A 16693-nucleotide genomic window follows, 5' to 3' on the forward strand; every position below is an offset into this window, starting at 1 on the left:
GTGCTCCGGAAGGACGAGAGATTGAGAGGAGGAGGAAGCCTTGACGGGAAGGCTTCATTGCAGCGTGCGTGCCAGGCACTGGAGCCCGGCAAGAGGCTGTCTTCTCAAGGAGTTACGCAATGGGTGGAGGCAATGGGCGCCCAGGGTGGTGACGGGGCTCACCTGAGAGCAGGGAGCGCCGAGTCACCAGTGATGAGCGCAGTCACCAGGGGGAGGGCTTCAGTGGGGCGTCTGCTCGTAGCAGTCCGCTCCCCTGCGCTCCTCCCCGTGGAGAAGGTGTTTCGGTGCAAGAGGACGTGCCCGCTGTTCGTCGCCAGCGAGGTTGCAGGAATCTTCGCCCCACAGACGCCTAGCGCTTCTTCGCGCCTCGGCCCACGACCTTCTTGGCCGCGCGCTGCACGACGGTCTTGGCCGCCGCGGCCACGCGCGACATCGTCTTGCCCCCTTGCGCGGGCGTCTTGGCGACGGCGCCGCCGGTCCGTCCGGCACTCTTCGCGACCATGGGCTTCTTGGCCGCAGGAGCCACCTTCTTCGCTGGCGTCTTCTTCGCCGTGGCCTTCTTGGCCGCGGGCGCCGCTTTCTTCGCTGGCGCGCGCCGCCCAGCGCCACTTTTGGCCGCGGCCTTCCTCGCGGCCTTCTTCTCCTGGTAGCGCTGAACGGTCTCGGCGAAGGGCTTCCGGTAGGCCGCCTGCCCCTCCGGCAGATCGGCTGCCTTCTGCTGGCCAATCTTCTGCTTGTCCTCGTCATTGCCGAGCCGCGGGCCAGAGCCCTGCACACCCAGCATTGGCTGTTGCTCGTGGAAGGGATATTCGCTGTAGCTACGACCCATCGCATCCTCCGGAAGCGGGCGGAGCGCGACCGCCCAGGCAAGTGCTTCCCTGCGTGTACACTCCAAGGTGGGATAGCCCCTGCATGTTGGCAAGTCGTCCCGGGGTACAGGTAGCGCCCAGGCCTGTCACGCCCGGAACACTCGCCCAAGAGCGGCGAGCGGCCCGGGGCCCGGGGATGGGCCGCTCCCGTTCCTGAACCGCACTCTTCCGCACCTCGGGCGACAGGTGGAGGTCTCCACCGGCATCTCGGCCAATGACTCTCTCTGGCTGTGCATCAACGATGACGGCGTGAGGGGACAAGGCGGGCCCGCTGGACGTCGAGATCGACATGGATGACTTTGCCGAGGAGCACATAGACGCATAGCGTCCTTCCCGGATGGGCCACCTTGGGCCCGCGTGGGCTCAAAGCGGCTGCTCCGCCTCTCCTCCGGCCCGCCCACTGCCCGGCAACACCCGTCAGCAGCCCTCTTCGGCTTCTCTGCACCTGCACACCACAGGCGCGCCTCGGCACGCTGGAGGAACTGTGGGGATATCGACGAGACTGCGCCCATGAAGCTTCTCTGCCTTCTTCTCTCAGCCCTCGTAGCCTCGATTCCAGCAGGGGTGGGCCCTCCCGTATCAACTCCCATCGAACAAGCAGCTTCGTCTTCCGGAGCTCCTGGTTCTGTCAAGCAGCAAGCCGTCGCTGGTGGGGCCAGAGCGGGAAAGGCCTTCACGAAGAAGCAGAAGCAGGTCACCAAGGAGAAGAATGCACAGAAGAACGACGGCACGACTCGCTGCGAGAACTGCGATACCGAGACCGTTCCGGGCAAAAAGCATGAGAAGGGTGTGACTCCCCCTCTGAATGAGACTCAGGTCGATCACAAGATTCCAAGATCGAAAGGTGGGCCTGGCGAGGAGGACAACGCCCAGGTGCTCTGCCGGGACTGTAACCTCAAGAAGGGCGACAAGGACCCGACACCCGAGGAAGCACAGTGACCGCCTCCCGTGCAGATGACCTGGTCAAGGTCGTCGTCAAATTGGAGAAGGACGAGGACGATTACCCACCTGCGGACTACGAGGGCTTGTGGGCCCGCCCTCTGGGAGAGGGGCTGTTCCAAGTCGACAACATCCCCTTCTTCGCGAAGGGAATTGCATATGGAGACATCGTTTCGGCTGTGACCGAGCCACGGGAGTTCCGGTTTCGAGAGGTCGTGCGTCCTTCGGGCCACGGCACACTGCGTCTCATCATCTACGACGAGAAGGAGGTCTCCACCGTTAGCGCGCTCCTGGAGAAGATGGGGTGTGCGATCGAGAGGAGCCACATTCCGGGGCTCATCTCCGTGGATGTCCCGCCCGCTGTTTCTCTGGCTGTGTTGAAGCCAGTCCTGGATGAAGGTGAGGCACAGGAGCGCTGGGGCTACGAGGAGGCGTGTCTTCCGTCGACATGAAGGTAGAACCTGAGGCTACCCCGCGCTCTCGGGCACTTCGCAGTTGGAGGAATCTGCCGTCTCGCTGAAGTAGATGAGGTTCCCCGGCTGGCGATCGCCGTAGTTGGATGGATGGCCCGGCCCGGGCAGGTCGCCAGTCCGCAGGCCGGCACGGGTGCCGTGGTACCAGGTGCGTATCGCCGTCATCGCGTCTCTCCATGTCCTGCCGTTGGTGGCGGGGAGGCGCGCGGCGCCTCCCTTTTTCGTTCGCCGGGACCGCCAGGTCCCGCACCGGGGCCTCGCCGTGGACGACCGCACGCTCACCGGCCGCTGCCACTGCGGCAACGCAGGCTGGACCCTCGCCGGCGACCCCGGCCCGGTCACCGCCTGCAACTGCACCCTCTGCCGCCGCTACGGCGCGCTCTGGGCATACGACTACGAGGGCGAGCGCATCGCGCTCGACGGCGACACCGGTTCCTACACCCGCGTCGGCAAGGCGGAACCCGACGCGGTCGCGCACTTGCCGATCGACCACTTCGACGGGCTCGATTCGTTCGACGACCTGCCGTCGGATGGCAGGTGCGTGCGCGATCTTTGGTTCTAGCACCGGATCAGGGTCCGTCCCTCACAAGCCCAAACAGCGCGCGCAGAAAGACGGTGAGAACCTCCGGGCTTACGGAAACTCGGTTTTACTCTGTGCCGGCGCTTTGTCAGTGTGGGCCTTCCTCCATCGGGAGCTCACAACATGTTTCTTCGAGGCGCCGGGGTTGTTTTGGGGTGTATCGCCGGAGTGGTGGCCAGCGGCTGTGGTTCCGAAAGCCCCCAGCGGCCGGTGGAGGTGAGCACGGGCCTGGCGCTGGACGGCGAGGCGATCCGTGTCGTCTACGGCGACGGTCCGGGCACGGCCGTGGAGGGGAATGATTCAAGGCTCAACGCCATCCACAATGGGACGGAGCCGCAGGATGCATCGTTCGCGGTGGCGGGGACGGGCACGGTGACGGGCCGGCTGACCGCGGGCACCGAGGTGGTTCTCGAGGCGAAGGCCCCAACGGCCTCACTGACGCCGCTGCTGCGCGTACGAAACACCACGGGGGGAAACACCGAACCGGCTTGGGACGGGGTCTCGCTCTTCACGGTGGATTCGGCGGGCGGCCTGCTGGCGCGCGGAGAGATGGGCTTCGGAACCCTCCCCTTCTCGGGAAAGGGGTACCGGATGATGTGGTACCCCCACAAGGCCTCCTTCCGCGCGGGCTACGCCGAGACGCAATGGGATGATGCCAACATCGGCGATTTCTCCTGGGCAGGGGGGAACCTGACGGTGGCCAGCGCGCACGGCTCCTTCGCGCACGGCGACCAGTGTGAGGCCACCGGCACGGTCGCGGCCTGCCTGGGCTCCTCCAACAAGGCCAGCGGGACGGCGTCGATCGCCACGGGCGCCTCGACCACCGCGAGTGGTTTCGGCTCCGTGGCGATGGGCTACACCAACGTGGCCAGCGGGCAGGGGGCCGTGGCACTGGGGTATCGCACCACGGCGAATGCGGATTACTCCACGGCGTTGGGCTACCGGGTGAGCTCGGGGGGCTTCACCGGTTCGTTCATCTGGGGGGACCAATCCACGACCTCGACCACCTCCGCGACGAACTCCGCATCCAACCAGTTCATGGTGCGTGCGGCGGGTGGGGTGCGGTTGCGCACCCGGAGCGATCTGCTCACGGGGTGCGACCTGCCCGCGGGCTCCGGGGTTTTCGCGTGCACGTCGGACCGCGACGCCAAGGAGGACTTCCGCCGGGTGAATGCGGAGGAGGTGCTGGCGAAGGTGGCCGGGATGACGGTGGAGAGTTGGCGCTACAAGACCGAGGCGGCGGGCGTGCGGCACGTGGGCCCGGTGGCCCAGGACTTTCGCGCGGCCTTCGGTCTGGGCCTGGATGACAAGAGCATCGGCATGCTCGACATCGACGGCGTGAACATGGTGGCCATTCAGGCGCTGGAGCGCCGCACGCAGGAGTTGAACGCGAAGAGCGCGGAGGTGGATGCGCTCAAGTCGCAGGTGACGGACCTCCAGCGCAGCGTCGCGCGGCTGGAGGCCGCCATGACCGCGTTGAGCGCGAAGGCGGAGCGGTAGGCCGGGACGCTGGGCTCATTGGACCGGCAGAAAGTCGCCTGTCGTCTGAAATCCGATGCCGATCAGGGGCAGGGCCGCGGACGTGTCCTCGCCCGTGCGGAACCGGTGCTGGAGCCACCACTGGACGAGGACGAAGACGGTGGGCGTGTTGAAGAGCGCCCCATCCTCGGCCTTGAACGTATAGGCCACGAAGGGGCCCACGCGCTGCGAGGCATTGCTCACCTCCGTGGAGGGGTGGGCCGGATCGAAGTGCTTGGCCTCGCCGTAGAAGGGGACCGTGGCGGTGTAGCGCGCACCCGTGAGGAGTCTGTTGCCAGCGCCCTGGTACAGCACGTCGAGATCGTTGGTGGCGAACCAGCCCTCGTTGGGCGCCCCCACATCGTAGAACTGGTCGTAGTAGATCCGGTCGCCCGGCCGCAGGTTGAGGTCTCCCCGCACGAGCCGCGCCTGGCTGCGGACGAGCAGGCGCGACACCTTGGCCTGGAACGTGGCCCCGAGGGTCAGTTCCCAGCCGTGGGCCGAGAACCGGTTGTCCGTGTTGTCCTGGAGGGCGCTGTCGCTGAAGTCCGACTGGGCCCCCGGGAACCCCTGCAACTGATCGAAGTTGCCGAAGTATTGGACGTATTGCAGTGCCGCCCAGATGTTGAAGAGGGAGAGGGGACTGAACTCGGCATAGGGGCCCACACGCACGAATGCCGGGCTCAGCGTGGGGGCCACGCCCAGGCCCAGGAAGTTGTCCCGGAGGGCCAGCGACTCGCTCTCGTACAGCCGGTACCGGTAGGAGACCCTGCTGTCGAGCAGGACTCCGAGCGGATTGTGCCTCAGCGCGAAGGTGGTCCGGTGAATGAGGCGGTGCTGGGGCGGCGGCTGGTTCTGCAGCATCTGCGCAGAGGCTGCCAGCGGCACCACGAAGGCGGCCAACAACAGGATCCGGGAGAGGGCAGGCATGACGACCCGAGGGGAGGGCGAGGAGTCATGCAGTCTGGTCCGGGAGCCCGGACCAAAGATATCGCTTTCAGGGTGTGTCTTTGGCCGGTGGCGGCGGGACGCCCTTGCCCGCGGGGGCCACCACCCGCACTTCCGTGCGGTCATCCAGCGCGAGCCCGTCGCCCTTGGGCTCGGTCTCCGTCACCGAGAGGACGTCCCCGCGCTGGAGCTTGAAGAAGCGCTCGTTCTTCTCCGTGCGGTGCTTCTCCTGGAGCGCCAGCCCCAGGCGCCCCTCGGGGCCGCAGCCGATGTAGCGCTGGCGCCCCTTGCCCTCCAAGGACTCGGAGACGATGCGGAAGAGCCTCCCGGGCGTGGGCTCCGGCCAGGGCTCGCCCGCGGGCGCCAGCATCAGGTAGCTCATCTTCAGGGATTCCTTGTGCAGCCCCGCCGCCCGCGCCAGCTCCTCCACCACCCGGGGCATGGGCCAGGGCCGCTCCGCGTGGCACCAGTCGCTCTCCTTCACCAGCGCCGGGCAGTTGCCCCGGAAGAGGCACGGGGCCCGCACCGCGTAGCCCTTGCCCACCAGCACGTCGCGGACCTTCAGCAGGGCGCGGGAGGTCTCCCGCAGCGCGGGCTCCAGCACCAGCAGGCTTCCGCCCTTCTTCACCTGGGCCAGCACCTGCTCCAGCAGCGCGGCCCGGGGCGGGATGGCGCCGTCCCCCGTCCCGTACAGCTCGTTGAGCACGTGGCCCATGGTGATGAGATCGTACGTGCCCTCGGGCAGGGGCGCCTTGCGCGTCGGGTCCCACTCCCGCGTGGCGAGCGCCTCCCCGGCCTCCGTGGCCAGCTCGCGCGCCAGGGCCAGGGCAGGCTTGCTGCGGTCCGCCGCCGTGACTTCCTTGGCGCCCGCGTCCATGGCGGCGAAGGCCAGGGGGCCGGGGCCGCTGCCCAGGTCCAGCACCTGCCGGGGGCGGTTGGGCAGCTCCCCGAGCGCCTGGCGCGCCTGGGCGTAGGAGACCGGCCAGTAGAAGAGCAGGTAGGCGCCCAGGAGCCGGGGGTCGTCCATGTACTTGGCCCCCGCGAGCTGCCGCTCCCGGGTGAGCCCGAGCGACAGCTGCTTCACCCCGGCCCCCACCTCTTTCACTTCTTGAGGTGTGAGACGCGTCTCGGGCCCATCCCCCTTCTTCCGGGCCTGCCTCCAGACGGCGATGAGCCGCGGAATCCAGCGCTCCAGATCCCTGCTATACGCCTCGCTCATCGTCACTGAACCCCATTGGAAGGGTCGCACCCACGGGGCGACCGCGTTAAATCCCGTCCCTCATGATCTCCGTTCGCGGCTTGCGCAAGCATTACAAGGTCCACAAGCGCCCGCCTGGCCTCAAGGCAGCCTTCCGCTCGCTCTTCCGCCGGGAGTACACCGCCGTGAAGGCCGTCGATGGCATCTCCTTCGACATCCGGCCTGGGGAGCGGGTGGGGTTCCTGGGCCCCAATGGCGCCGGCAAGACAACGACGCTCAAGGTGCTCTCCGGGCTGCTCCACCCCTCCGAGGGGGAGGTGACGGTGGATGGCCATGTGCCCCGTCACCGGGAAGCCGCCTTTCTCAAGAAAATCATGCTCGTCATGGGGCAGAAGCAGCAGCTCCTCTGGGACTTGCCGCCCTCGGAGACGTTCGAACTCAACCGGGCCATCTACGACGTGCCGCCCGCACAGTTCAAGCAGACGCTGGACGAGCTGGTGGGGCTTTTGGAGCTGGAGGACCTCATCCACAAGCCCACCCGGCAGCTGTCCCTGGGCGAGCGGATGAAGTGCGAGCTGGCCGCGGCCCTCATCCACCGGCCGCAGGTGCTCTTCCTGGACGAGCCCACCATCGGTCTGGACGTGTCGATGCAGACCACCATGCGCGCCTTCATCAAGTCCTATAACGAGCGGTACGGCGCCACGCTCATCCTCACCAGCCACTACATGGACGATGTGGCGGCGCTGTGCCCGCGCGTCATCGTCATCGACAAGGGGCTGCTCTCGTACGACGGGGGGCTGGACGCGCTGGTGCAGCGGGTGCGGCCGGAGAAGCGGGTGATGTTCCGGCTGGCCCAGCCCGTGGAGCCCGCGCGCCTGGAGGGGCTGGGGCGGGTGGTGTCGCACGAGCCCACCTCGGCGGTGCTCCAGGTGCCCCCGGAGGCCGTGAGCGGCACCATCAGCCGGGCGCTCGCGGGCCTGCCGGTGACGGACCTGACGGTGGAGAACGCGCCGCTCGAAGAAGTGATGAGCGAGCTGTTCACCGAGAACAAGGTGCGCAGGGCCGCCGCGGGCCGGGTGGGCACATGAGCCTGCGAAACGCCGCCCGGGCCTTTCCCACCATGCTGCGCATCGGCTTCTCCGAGGCGCTGGCCTACCGGGCCGAGCTGCTCATCTGGGTGGTGTCCACCACCATGCCCCTCATCATGATGGCGCTGTGGACGGCGGTGGCCCGGGAGGCACCCGTGGGGCGCTACGGCACGGAGGGCTTCATCGGCTACTTCCTGGCCACCTTCGTGGTGCGCCAGCTCACCGGCTCCTGGGCCGCCTGGCAGATCAACTTCGAGACCCGGCAGGGCACGCTGTCCATGCGGCTCCTGCGCCCCATCTCGCCCCTGTGGGCCTATGCGGCCGAGAACCTGGGCGCCATGCCCATGCGGCTGCTGGTGGCGGTGCCGGTGGCGCTGCTCTCGGTGTTCGCCGTCGGGCGCGAGGCGGTGCCGCAGACGGCCTGGGGCTGGCCCCTGCTCGCGCTGGCCATCTTCGGCGGCTGGCTCATCACGTTCCTGGCCAACGTGGCCATCGGCACGATGGTGTTCTTCATGGAGAGCAGCCAGAAGCTGATGGACGTGTGGCTGGTGCTCTTCTTCGTCTTCTCCGGGTACATGTACCCGGTGGAGCTGTTTCCCCCCACGCTGCGCGCCGTGGCGGACTGGCTGCCGTTCCGCTACCAGATCGGCTTCCCCGTGGAGGTGATGACGGGGGCGCACGGGCTGCCGGAGACGCTGGCGCTCCTGGGCCGGCAGTGGCTGTGGATCCTGCTGCTGGCCGTCTTTTCCTTCTCGCTGTGGCGGCGGGGCGTGCGGCGCTTCGCGGCGTACGGAGGCTAGGGCCATGATTCGCCGCTACCTGCGCCTGCTGGGCGTCCAGCTGCGCTCCTCCAGCCTGCTCGTCCTCCAGTACCGGGGGGACTTCGTGCTCGAGGGGCTCGTGTCCCTGTTCTGGACGGTCACCGCGCTGGCGCCCCTGTTCGTGGTGTACCGGGGCCGCGAGGCCGTCGCGGGCTGGAGCTTCGCCGAGGCGCTGCTCGTGGTGGGCTGGTTCACGCTGCTCCAGGGCGTGCTGGAGGGCGCCATCACCCCCAGCCTCAACGGCGTGGTGGACCACATCCGCAAGGGCACGCTCGACTTCGTGCTGCTCAAGCCCGCGGACGCGCAGTTCCTGGTGTCCACCACGCGCTTCCTGCCGTGGCGCGCCACCAACGTCCTGTCGGGCGTGGCGCTCTTCGTCTACGCCTTCCACCTGCTGGACCGGGCCCCCTCCATTCCGGGGCTGTTCATCTCCCTGGTGCTGCTGGGCAGCAGCACGCTCCTGCTCTACTCGCTGTGGATTCTCACGGTGAGCGCCGCCTTCTTCGTGGTGCGGGTGGACAACCTCACCTACTTCTTCCAGTCCATCTTCGACGCGGCGCGTTGGCCCTCCTCCGTGTTCAAGGGGACGCTGTCGTTCGTCTTTACCTTCATCATTCCGCTGGCATTGATGACCACGTTCCCCGCGGAGGCGATGCTGGGGCGGCTGCCCCTGCACTCCCTGGCCGCGGCGGTGGGCGGCTCGTGGGTGTTCGCGTTTGTCGCGCGCCAGGTGTGGCTGCGCTCCATCGGGCACTACACGTCCGCCAGCAGTTGACGCATCGCGCAAGCCTGGCTTCCGGTGGGGGAGGGGTGTCACGTGCAAGGGATTGACGCCTTGCGCAATGTTTCATCCCGGCTGGAGCCCCGCGGCTGCCTGCAATCCGTTTGACTTATCAGTCAGGTCTCGCGCAATCATTTGATGCGTCAGAAGGCCATTGCCCGGCGAGGCCGGAGCCCAGGCCCTTCTGGGTGCGGCCCCTGGCATTGCCGCACGCCGCTGTCTCTCCCCCACCAAGGAGTCCCCCATGAAGCAGAAGCGCCCGTTCCTTCTGGCAGCGTTGGCCGCAGGTTCCCTCGGGATGGCCACCCCCGCGTTGGCCGCCGCCGAGAAGACGACCTACCCCGTGGTGTTCGCGCACGGCATGGCCGGCTTCGACAACATCCTGGGCCTGGATTACTGGGGAGATGACTACGGCACCTTCGTGGGCGACCCCTGTGACGAGTTCCTGGAGGTGTACTGCAACGACCTGATCAACTCCGGGCAGAAGTCGTTCGTCGCCGCCGTGCAGCCCTTCGAGAGCTCCGAGGTGCGCGGGCTCCAGCTGGCCAACCAGATCGAAAGCTACATGGCCACCTCGGGTGCCAAGTACGTGAGCCTCGTGGGCCACTCCCAAGGCGGCATCGACATCCGCAAGGCCGCGCGCCTGCTGCGGGAGCGCAAGGGCTACACCGCCGTGAAGGCGCTCGTGAGCGTCTCCTCGCCGCACCGCGGCTCGCCGGTTGCCCAGTGGGTGCTGAAGCTCGGCAACGGCGTCACCGGCGTCGTGGACGCGCTGGCGCGCATGTTCGGGGATGCCATCTACGGCGCGGGCAATGACGGCTACGGGGCCGCCAAGGCGCTCACCTACAATGACTTCGATGCGGCGGATGGGAAGACGACGGGGGCGAAGGCCTTCAACGCCGCCTATCCGATCAGCACCAACTATGCGTCGCTGTATGGCTCGCTGATGACCGCCCAGACGGGGCTCAGCGTCAATCCGGCCCTGTACCTGGTGAAGGAGTTCTTCTTCGATCCGGACGGGGACGGCTACTGCGTCGACGACTGCGACAACGACGGCGCCGCGGGCAAGGGCGACGGCGTGTCCGGCGACAACGATGACGACGGTCTGGTGGGCATCAACTCCCAGCAGATGGGCCACCGGCTGCGGTACACCGAGCTGTCGGGCCTGGACAAGCTCTCCATCGACACCTCGGTGGGCTACGTGTCCAACATCAATGCGCCCAGCGCCGCGCAGATGACCTCCCCCTCCAGCCTCATCATCCAGGACCACATGGATGTGATTGGCGTGGGGCCCGACATGTTCAGCGAGATGGAGTTCTACGCGGCCATCTTCGACTACGTGGCGAAGAACGACTAGCGGCCAGCTCCCGGAGACGGCGCCATGTGGACTCGGAGAAGCTGGATGCTGGGAGGCTCGGCGGCCCTGCTGGGCCTGGGGGCCTTTCTGTACCTCGCCTCTCCGGGGCAGGCGAGCGTGGCGCCTTCGCCCGGGAGCCCGCGCGTCCCGGAGCCCCGGCCGCTCGTGCCGGGCCCGGGGGCGCCGTCCCCGGCCACCGCCCGGGTGGCGCCGTCCCCCGCGGTCCCCGTGCCGCCGCTGCCTGGCGGCCCCGGGGCTTCCGAAGCGGGGGAGGGGGAGCTGGAGACGCTGGCGGCCTCCTTGCGCGAGCGCTACGGCGCGAAGCTGAAGGAGCCCGCCATCCAGGTGCGGATGCTGGAAGAGCTCATGCGGTACTTCTCCGAGCGCTTCCCGGACCGCTGGGAGCAGGAGCTGCTGGCGTTCCTGAAGGAGCGGTTCCCGGAGATGTACGAGGAGCTGGCCGCCACGCTCCGCAACCGCATCGACTATGAGAAGTGGGTCCGGGACAACCACGCCTACCTGCGGGGCTTGAGCCCCCAGGAGCGGCGCAACGCCATGTGGGATGCGCGCCACCGGCTCTTCGGAAAGGACGCCGCGGAGCGCATCTGGGCCTCCGAGCGGAAGAACCAGGCCATGGGGGATGCCCTCGTGGCGCTGGATGGCATGCAGGGGGCGAACGTCGAGCAGAAGCTGTCGGCGTACAAGCAGCGCCTTCAGGACGTCTATGGCGAGCAGGCCGCTGCCTACATGGGCCGCCACCCGCAGGAGCTGATGGACCGCTTCATGGACTTGCCCTCCATCCAGCAGGAGCTGACGGCCATGGCGCCCGAGCGCCGGCTCGAAAGCCTGCGCGCCATCCGCCAGGAGATGGGGCTGGAGGAGGAGGCGCTGCAGCGCTGGGAGGCGCTGGACCGCGTCCGGGACGAGCGCTGGGAGGTGGGGGCCCGCTACACCGCGGAGCGCGACGCCCTCTCCCGCCAGCTCTCCGGGGCAGAGCTGGAGACCCAGCTCCAGGCGTTGCGCGCCCGGTACTTCCCCTCCGAGGCCGGCGTCATCGCGCAGGAGGAAGCCAGCGGGCTTTTCCGCTTTGCGCAGCCTCGCCAGTGGGGGAGGAATTAAATTTCTCGAAACCCAAGGTAGACTCCGGGGGTTGAGTATTCGAAAACACCCGGAGGCCTGGTTTGAGGGCTCGGGCCGGAACGAGGGAGGGGGACTCCCAAGACCCGGTCCACCGCGCCGCCGGAGGTGCTCCCCGAGACCCTCCGGCGTCGCACTCTCCTGGGTGCTGGGCTACCCACCCACGGCCCGGAGCGCTCACGGGGTAGGGACGATGGCGTCCGCCTCGATTTCCACGAGCATCGCGGGGTGGATGAGCTTGCGGACCTCCACCATGGAGGTGGCGGGGCGCACGGTGGCGAAGCACTCGCCATGGGCCCGGCCGTACTCCTCCCAGCGGGAGATGTCCGTCACGAACATGCGCGTGCGCACCACGTGCTCCAGCCCCACCCCCAGGGCCTCCAGGGCGGAGCGGAGGTTGCGCAGGGCCTGGGCCGTCTGGGCATAGGGGTCCCCCTCGCCGACGATGTTGCCCGAGGCATCCGTGGCGGTGGTGCCCGAGACGGCGATGAAGGGCCCCACCCGGACGGCGCGCGAGTAGCCAACAAGGGGCTCCCAGGGGCTTCCGGAGGCATGAAGGGTCCGTTGCATGGTGGCTCCTCGGCGGGGCAGGGGGGCTCTGGAGCGAGCCGCCGGAGGGGAAGGTGGCAGGCCCGGCGTGGGAAGTCCGCGAAAAAACATACGTCCCGTGATAGTTGCCCTCCCTGCCATGGCATCCGAGCTTCAGCAGGAGGTCGCCCGCCGGCGCACCTTCGCGATCATCTCCCACCCCGACGCGGGCAAGACCACCCTCACCGAGAAGCTGCTGCTCTACGGCGGAGCGATCCACCTGGCCGGCAGCGTGAAGGCCAAGCGGGCCCGCCGTCACGCCACCAGTGACTGGATGGAGCTGGAGAAGGAGCGCGGCATCTCCGTCACCTCCTCGGTGCTCCAGTTCGTCTACCGGGACCATGCGGTGAACCTGCTGGACACCCCGGGCCACCAGGACTTCTCCGAGGACACCTACCGCACGCTGGCCGCCGCGGACGCGGCGGTGATGCTCATCGACGCGGCCAAGGGCGTCGAGCCGCAGACCAAGAAGCTCTTCAAGGTCTGCCGCATGCGCAACATCCCCATCTTCACCTTCGTCAACAAGCTGGACCGGTACGGCCGCGCGCCGCTGGACCTCATGGACGAGCTGGAGCAGGTGCTCGGCATCCGCTCGTACCCGATGAACTGGCCCATCGGCATGGGGCCGGAGTTCCGCGGGGTGTACGACCGGCGGGCCAACGTGGTCCACGTCTTCAGCGCCGAGGGCAACCACGGCGAGAAGGAAGTGACCGAGCGCTCCGTCCCCCTGGACTCGGAGGAGCTCCGCTCCATCCTCACCGAGCAGGAGATGGCCCAGCTGCGCGAGGACATCGAGTTGCTGGACGTGGGCGGGGACGAGTTCACCCGGGAGAAGAGCGACCAGGGGCAGCTGACGCCCATGTTCTTCGGCTCGGCGATGACCAACTTCGGCGTGCGCCCCTTCCTGGATGCGTTCCTGGAGCTGGCCCCGCCGCCCACCGCGCGCCCGACGAAGGATGGCCCCCGGGAGCCGTCCTGCCCGAAGTTCGCGGGCTTCGTCTTCAAGATTCAGGCGAACATGGACCCGGCGCACCGCGACCGCATCGCCTTCATGCGCGTGGTGTCCGGCCGCTACGTGAAGGGCATGAGCGCGCACCACTCGCGCCTGGGCAAGGAAGTGCGCCTGGCCAAGCCCAGCCAGTTCCTCGCCGCCGAGCGCACCGCCATCGAGGATGCGTGGCCCGGGGACGTGATTGGCCTGTTTGACCCTGGGCAGTACCGCATCGGCGACTCGCTCGCGGAGGACCCTGGCGTCGTGTTCGACACGGTGCCGCGCTTCAGCCCGGAGTACTTCGCCGTGGTGCGAAGCAAGGACCCGCTGCGCCGCAAGCAGATGGAGAAGGGGTTGGAGCAGCTCTCGGAAGAGGGCACCGTGCAGATTTTCCAGCAGCTCCAGATGGGCATGAAGGACCCCATCGTGGGCGTGGTGGGCGCGCTCCAGTTCGAGGTGCTCCAGTACCGGCTCGAGCACGAGTACGGCGCCAAGATTGCCCTGGACCGGCTGCCCTTCAGCCACGCGCGCTGGGTGGTGGGGGCGAACTTCGAGCCCAAGTCGTTCGACTGGGAGGGCAACCGGCAGACGGTGCAGGACCGGGATGGGCTGCCGCTGGTGCTCTTCCGCGACGACTGGGCGCTCCAGCACGCCGAGCAGAAGCACCCGGAGCTGAAGTTCCTCAACGAGGCGCCCCAGCTCCACACCCTCGCCCAGGCCTCCGGGGCCTGAGCGGGGCCTACTTGAACGGGACGACGGTGCCGCCGCGGTGCGCCGAGTCCCGGAGCACCAGCCCTTCCTTATAGAGGCGCGCGGCCTTGGGCCCCACGAGGAAGTCCTTGGGGTCCCCCTTGCGGTAGGTTTTCCGCAGGTACTCCTCCAGCTCGCGGAACAGGCCCCGGAAGCGGTCGGGCGCCGCGTCCTTGCGGCCCGTCTGCGGGGTGACGTCCAGCTCCGCCCAGAGCATGCCGCTCAGCAGCTCGCCCTCCTCGTTCTTCCGCGAGCGCTCCAGGAAGATGACGGGCGAGCGCACCTCGTCGATGCGCCAGAAGCCTTTGTCCGGCCCCCGCTTCACCTTGTCCACCTGGGCGGCGCCAATCTCGCTGGCCACCAGGTAGAGGTCCTCCTCGGGCAGCTGGGGGACGTTTTCCTCGGAGGCCCGGAAGGGCTTCCAGTCCGGGGGAACGCGCCGGGGGTAGACCTCGATGACGAAGCGCTCGAGGAAGCGGAAGAGGGCGACCTCGTCATCGGGCGCCATGAAGAACTTCTGTACACTGGCCATGGTGCGGCCAAGGTAGCACTGCCCGCCGGATCCGGGATGGCCTAGAACGGGGCCATGGACCGAACCTTTCCCTCTCTGCTCGCCCGGATGCAGGAACTCAAGGATCTGGGCGGCGTCATCGGCCTGGCCACCTGGGACCAGGAGACGTTCCTGCCCGCCAAGGCCGAGGGTGCCCGGGCCCACCAGCTCTCCACCCTCCAGGGGCTCTACCACGAGCGGCTCGTGGACCCGCGCCTGGGCGAGGCGCTCGCCTGGGCCGCCGGGCAGAAGACGCTCGACGCGGACCAGCAGGCCATGGTGCGGGTGCTCACCCACGAGCGCGATCGCGCCGTGCGCGTGCCCCAAGCCCTGGTGAAGGCCCTGGCCGAGGCGCAGAGCCATGGGCTCGCCGCCTGGCGCCAGGCACGCAAGGAGAAGCGCTTCGCCCTGTTCCAGCCCGCCCTGGAGCGGATGCTGACCCTGCGCCGCGAGCAGGCCGATGCCTATGGCCACGGCGGGGAGCGGTACGACGCGCTCCTCGAAGGCTACGAGCCCGGCATGCGCGTCTCCCGCCTCACGCCCGTGCTCACCGCCCTGCGCGACGCGCTCATTCCCATGGTGGCCACCCTCGCCGCCGCCCCCCGGAAGGTGGAGAACCTCCTGGAGGGCCGGCGCTTCGACACGGAGGCCCAGTGGCGTTTCACCCTCAAGCTGCTGGAGGCGGTGGGCTTCGACCTGGAGGCGGGACGCCAGGACCGCAGCATCCACCCCTTCACCGGTGGCACCCACCCCCAGGACGTGCGGCTCACCACCCGGCTGGATGAGACGAACCCGCTGAGCGCCTTCTTCAGCACCATCCACGAGGCGGGCCACGGCCTGTACGAGCAGGGCTTCGACGAGGCCCACTACCGCACGCCGCTTGCCGCCGCGCCCTCCATGGGCCTGCACGAGTCCCAGTCCCGCCTCTGGGAGAACGTGGTGGGCCGCAGCCGCGCCTTCTGGGAGCACTTCTTCCCCCCCCTTGCGCAGGCCTTCCCGGAGGCGCTCGCGGGGGTGGGGCTGGAGGGCTTCCTCGCCGCCGCCAACCGGGTGAGCCCCTCGCTCATCCGCACCGAGGCGGACGAGGTGACGTACAACCTGCACATCGTCCTGCGCTACGAGCTGGAGCTGCTGCTCATCCACGATGAGCTGCCGCTGTCCGAGGTGCCCGCCGCGTGGAACGAGCGCATGCAGCGCTACCTGGGCGTCACCCCGCCCGATGACGCCCAGGGCGTGCTCCAGGACATCCACTGGGCCTGGGGCGAGTTGGGCTACTTCCCCACCTATGCCCTGGGCAACCTCTACTCGGCCTCGCTCTTCCGGGCCGCAGAGCGGGCGCTGCCGGACCTCAATGCCCAGCTCCGGCGCGGCGAGCTGCTGCCGCTGCGCGAGTGGCTGCGCGTCCACGTCCACCGCCAGGGCTACCGGCTGCCCGCCGAGGCCCTCATCCAGCAGGTGACGGGGCGCGGCCTCACGGACACCGACTTCCTCGCCTATCTCCGGGAGAAGTACGGCGCGCTGTATGGCGTGAAGCTGTAGGCCCCCTCAGGGCTGGCGCAGCGGGGAGAGGGGCGTCCACTCCGGACGGAGGATGCCCATCACCACCGCGTCCACGGGCCGGCCTTCCGTGTAGTGCTGCTCGCGCAGCACGCCCTCCCGCCGGAAGCCCGCCTTCTCGTAGGTGCGCAGGCCCGCCGCGTGGTGGGCGAACACCTGGAGCCACACGCGGCTCAGGTTCAGCGTGCCGAAGCCGTAGTCCAGCATCATCCGCGTGGCCTCGGTGCCGTAGCCCTGGCCCCACAGCGTGCGCTCGCCGATGAACAGGCCGAACTCCGCCCGCCGGCTCCGGAAGTCCAAATCAAAGAGGTTGGTGACGCCAATCAGCTCCGGGCTCTCGTGGCGCGCGATGCCGAACACCACCTGGTGCTCGTCCCGCTCCAGCGACTCCACGAAGCCGTACTCCTGCGCCACGTTCAGTGGCCGGTGCAGGAGCAGCGTGCGCCGCACCACCGGGTCATTCACGAACACCGCCAGCTGCGGCGCGTCCTCGCGCTCGATGGGGCGGAAGTAGAGCCGGGGCCCGATGGCAAAGGGGTTCTTCAAAG

Annotated in this window: 18 protein-coding genes; 11 read left to right on the forward strand and 7 right to left on the reverse strand. The window is 68.4% G+C overall.

The window, feature by feature from the left end:
• Positions 1-349: 349 nt before the first annotated feature.
• On the reverse strand, positions 350-829 hold the full coding sequence (locus KY661_RS35785; protein ID WP_225414469.1) for a hypothetical protein: 480 nt from the start codon (positions 827-829) through the stop codon (positions 350-352).
• 550 nt (positions 830-1379) lie between these two features.
• Here KY661_RS35785 and KY661_RS35790 point away from each other — a divergent pair.
• Together KY661_RS35790 and KY661_RS35795 are read left to right on the forward strand one after the other, a co-directional pair.
• Positions 1380-1808, forward strand: a complete 429-nt coding sequence (locus KY661_RS35790; RefSeq protein ID WP_225414470.1) for an HNH endonuclease — start codon at positions 1380-1382, stop codon at positions 1806-1808.
• Positions 1805-2260, forward strand: a complete 456-nt coding sequence (locus tag KY661_RS35795) for a DUF4265 domain-containing protein (protein ID WP_225414471.1) — start codon at positions 1805-1807, stop codon at positions 2258-2260. Before KY661_RS35790 ends, KY661_RS35795 begins: the two co-directional genes overlap by 4 nt.
• 15 nt (positions 2261-2275) lie before the next feature.
• On the opposite strand, the gene KY661_RS35800 is transcribed toward KY661_RS35795, so the two are convergent.
• A complete protein-coding gene (locus KY661_RS35800; RefSeq protein WP_225414472.1) occupies positions 2276-2446 on the reverse strand; it encodes an NAD(+)--rifampin ADP-ribosyltransferase in 171 nt (56 codons plus the stop codon).
• 97 nt (positions 2447-2543) lie between these two features.
• Between KY661_RS35800 and KY661_RS35805 the strand changes: the two genes are divergently transcribed.
• Both KY661_RS35805 and KY661_RS35810 read left to right on the forward strand, forming a co-directional pair.
• Positions 2544-2843, forward strand: coding sequence for a GFA family protein (locus tag KY661_RS35805; RefSeq protein WP_225414473.1), 300 nt, complete (start codon positions 2544-2546; stop codon positions 2841-2843).
• 141 nt (positions 2844-2984) lie between these two features.
• Complete coding sequence (locus tag KY661_RS35810; protein ID WP_225414474.1) at positions 2985-4361, forward strand: tail fiber domain-containing protein; 1377 nt, start codon at positions 2985-2987, stop codon at positions 4359-4361.
• Between the two features lie 15 nt (positions 4362-4376).
• Here KY661_RS35810 and KY661_RS35815 read toward each other — a convergent pair whose 3' ends face one another.
• Together KY661_RS35815 and KY661_RS35820 are read right to left on the reverse strand one after the other, a co-directional pair.
• A complete protein-coding gene (locus KY661_RS35815; RefSeq protein WP_225414475.1) occupies positions 4377-5309 on the reverse strand; it encodes a hypothetical protein in 933 nt (310 codons plus the stop codon).
• A 67-nt stretch (positions 5310-5376) separates the two neighbouring features.
• Positions 5377-6546, reverse strand: a complete 1170-nt coding sequence (locus tag KY661_RS35820) for a small ribosomal subunit Rsm22 family protein (RefSeq protein WP_225414476.1) — start codon at positions 6544-6546, stop codon at positions 5377-5379.
• A gap of 62 nt (positions 6547-6608) precedes the next feature.
• Here KY661_RS35820 and KY661_RS35825 point away from each other — a divergent pair, with 62 nt between their 5' ends.
• The 5 genes from KY661_RS35825 (at position 6609) to KY661_RS35845 (ending at position 11691) form a co-directional block, all read left to right on the forward strand.
• A complete protein-coding gene (locus KY661_RS35825) occupies positions 6609-7613 on the forward strand; it encodes an ABC transporter ATP-binding protein (RefSeq protein WP_225414477.1) in 1005 nt (334 codons plus the stop codon).
• Positions 7610-8413, forward strand: a complete 804-nt coding sequence (locus tag KY661_RS35830) for an ABC transporter permease (protein WP_225414478.1) — start codon at positions 7610-7612, stop codon at positions 8411-8413. Before KY661_RS35825 ends, KY661_RS35830 begins: the two co-directional genes overlap by 4 nt.
• 4 nt (positions 8414-8417) lie before the next feature.
• Complete coding sequence (locus KY661_RS35835; RefSeq protein ID WP_225414479.1) at positions 8418-9209, forward strand: ABC transporter permease; 792 nt, start codon at positions 8418-8420, stop codon at positions 9207-9209.
• Between the two features lie 250 nt (positions 9210-9459).
• Positions 9460-10572 (forward strand): esterase/lipase family protein, encoded by a 1113-nt coding sequence (locus tag KY661_RS35840; RefSeq protein ID WP_225414480.1) that lies wholly within the window; start codon positions 9460-9462, stop codon positions 10570-10572.
• A gap of 24 nt (positions 10573-10596) precedes the next feature.
• Positions 10597-11691, forward strand: a complete 1095-nt coding sequence (locus KY661_RS35845; RefSeq protein ID WP_225414481.1) for a hypothetical protein — start codon at positions 10597-10599, stop codon at positions 11689-11691.
• A 195-nt stretch (positions 11692-11886) separates the two neighbouring features.
• Here KY661_RS35845 and KY661_RS35850 read toward each other — a convergent pair whose 3' ends face one another.
• Positions 11887-12279, reverse strand: a complete 393-nt coding sequence (locus KY661_RS35850; protein ID WP_225414482.1) for a RidA family protein — start codon at positions 12277-12279, stop codon at positions 11887-11889.
• A 118-nt stretch (positions 12280-12397) separates the two neighbouring features.
• On the opposite strand from KY661_RS35850, the gene KY661_RS35855 reads away from it, so the two are divergent.
• Positions 12398-14020 (forward strand): peptide chain release factor 3, encoded by a 1623-nt coding sequence (locus tag KY661_RS35855; protein ID WP_225414483.1) that lies wholly within the window; start codon positions 12398-12400, stop codon positions 14018-14020.
• A gap of 7 nt (positions 14021-14027) precedes the next feature.
• On the opposite strand, the gene KY661_RS35860 is transcribed toward KY661_RS35855, so the two are convergent.
• Positions 14028-14570: a hypothetical protein gene (locus KY661_RS35860; RefSeq protein WP_398577290.1), complete on the reverse strand. Its 543-nt coding sequence runs from the start codon at positions 14568-14570 to the stop codon at positions 14028-14030.
• A gap of 54 nt (positions 14571-14624) precedes the next feature.
• Here KY661_RS35860 and KY661_RS35865 point away from each other — a divergent pair, with 54 nt between their 5' ends.
• A complete protein-coding gene (locus KY661_RS35865; protein ID WP_225414485.1) occupies positions 14625-16127 on the forward strand; it encodes a carboxypeptidase M32 in 1503 nt (500 codons plus the stop codon).
• A gap of 6 nt (positions 16128-16133) precedes the next feature.
• Here KY661_RS35865 and KY661_RS35870 read toward each other — a convergent pair whose 3' ends face one another.
• On the reverse strand, positions 16134-16691 hold the full coding sequence (locus tag KY661_RS35870; protein ID WP_225414486.1) for a GNAT family N-acetyltransferase: 558 nt from the start codon (positions 16689-16691) through the stop codon (positions 16134-16136).
• Between the last annotated feature and the right edge of the window lie 2 nt (positions 16692-16693).

The organism is Allostigmatella hybrida, from assembly GCF_020103775.1.
Lineage (GTDB): Bacteria > Myxococcota > Myxococcia > Myxococcales > Myxococcaceae > Hyalangium > Hyalangium aurantiaca.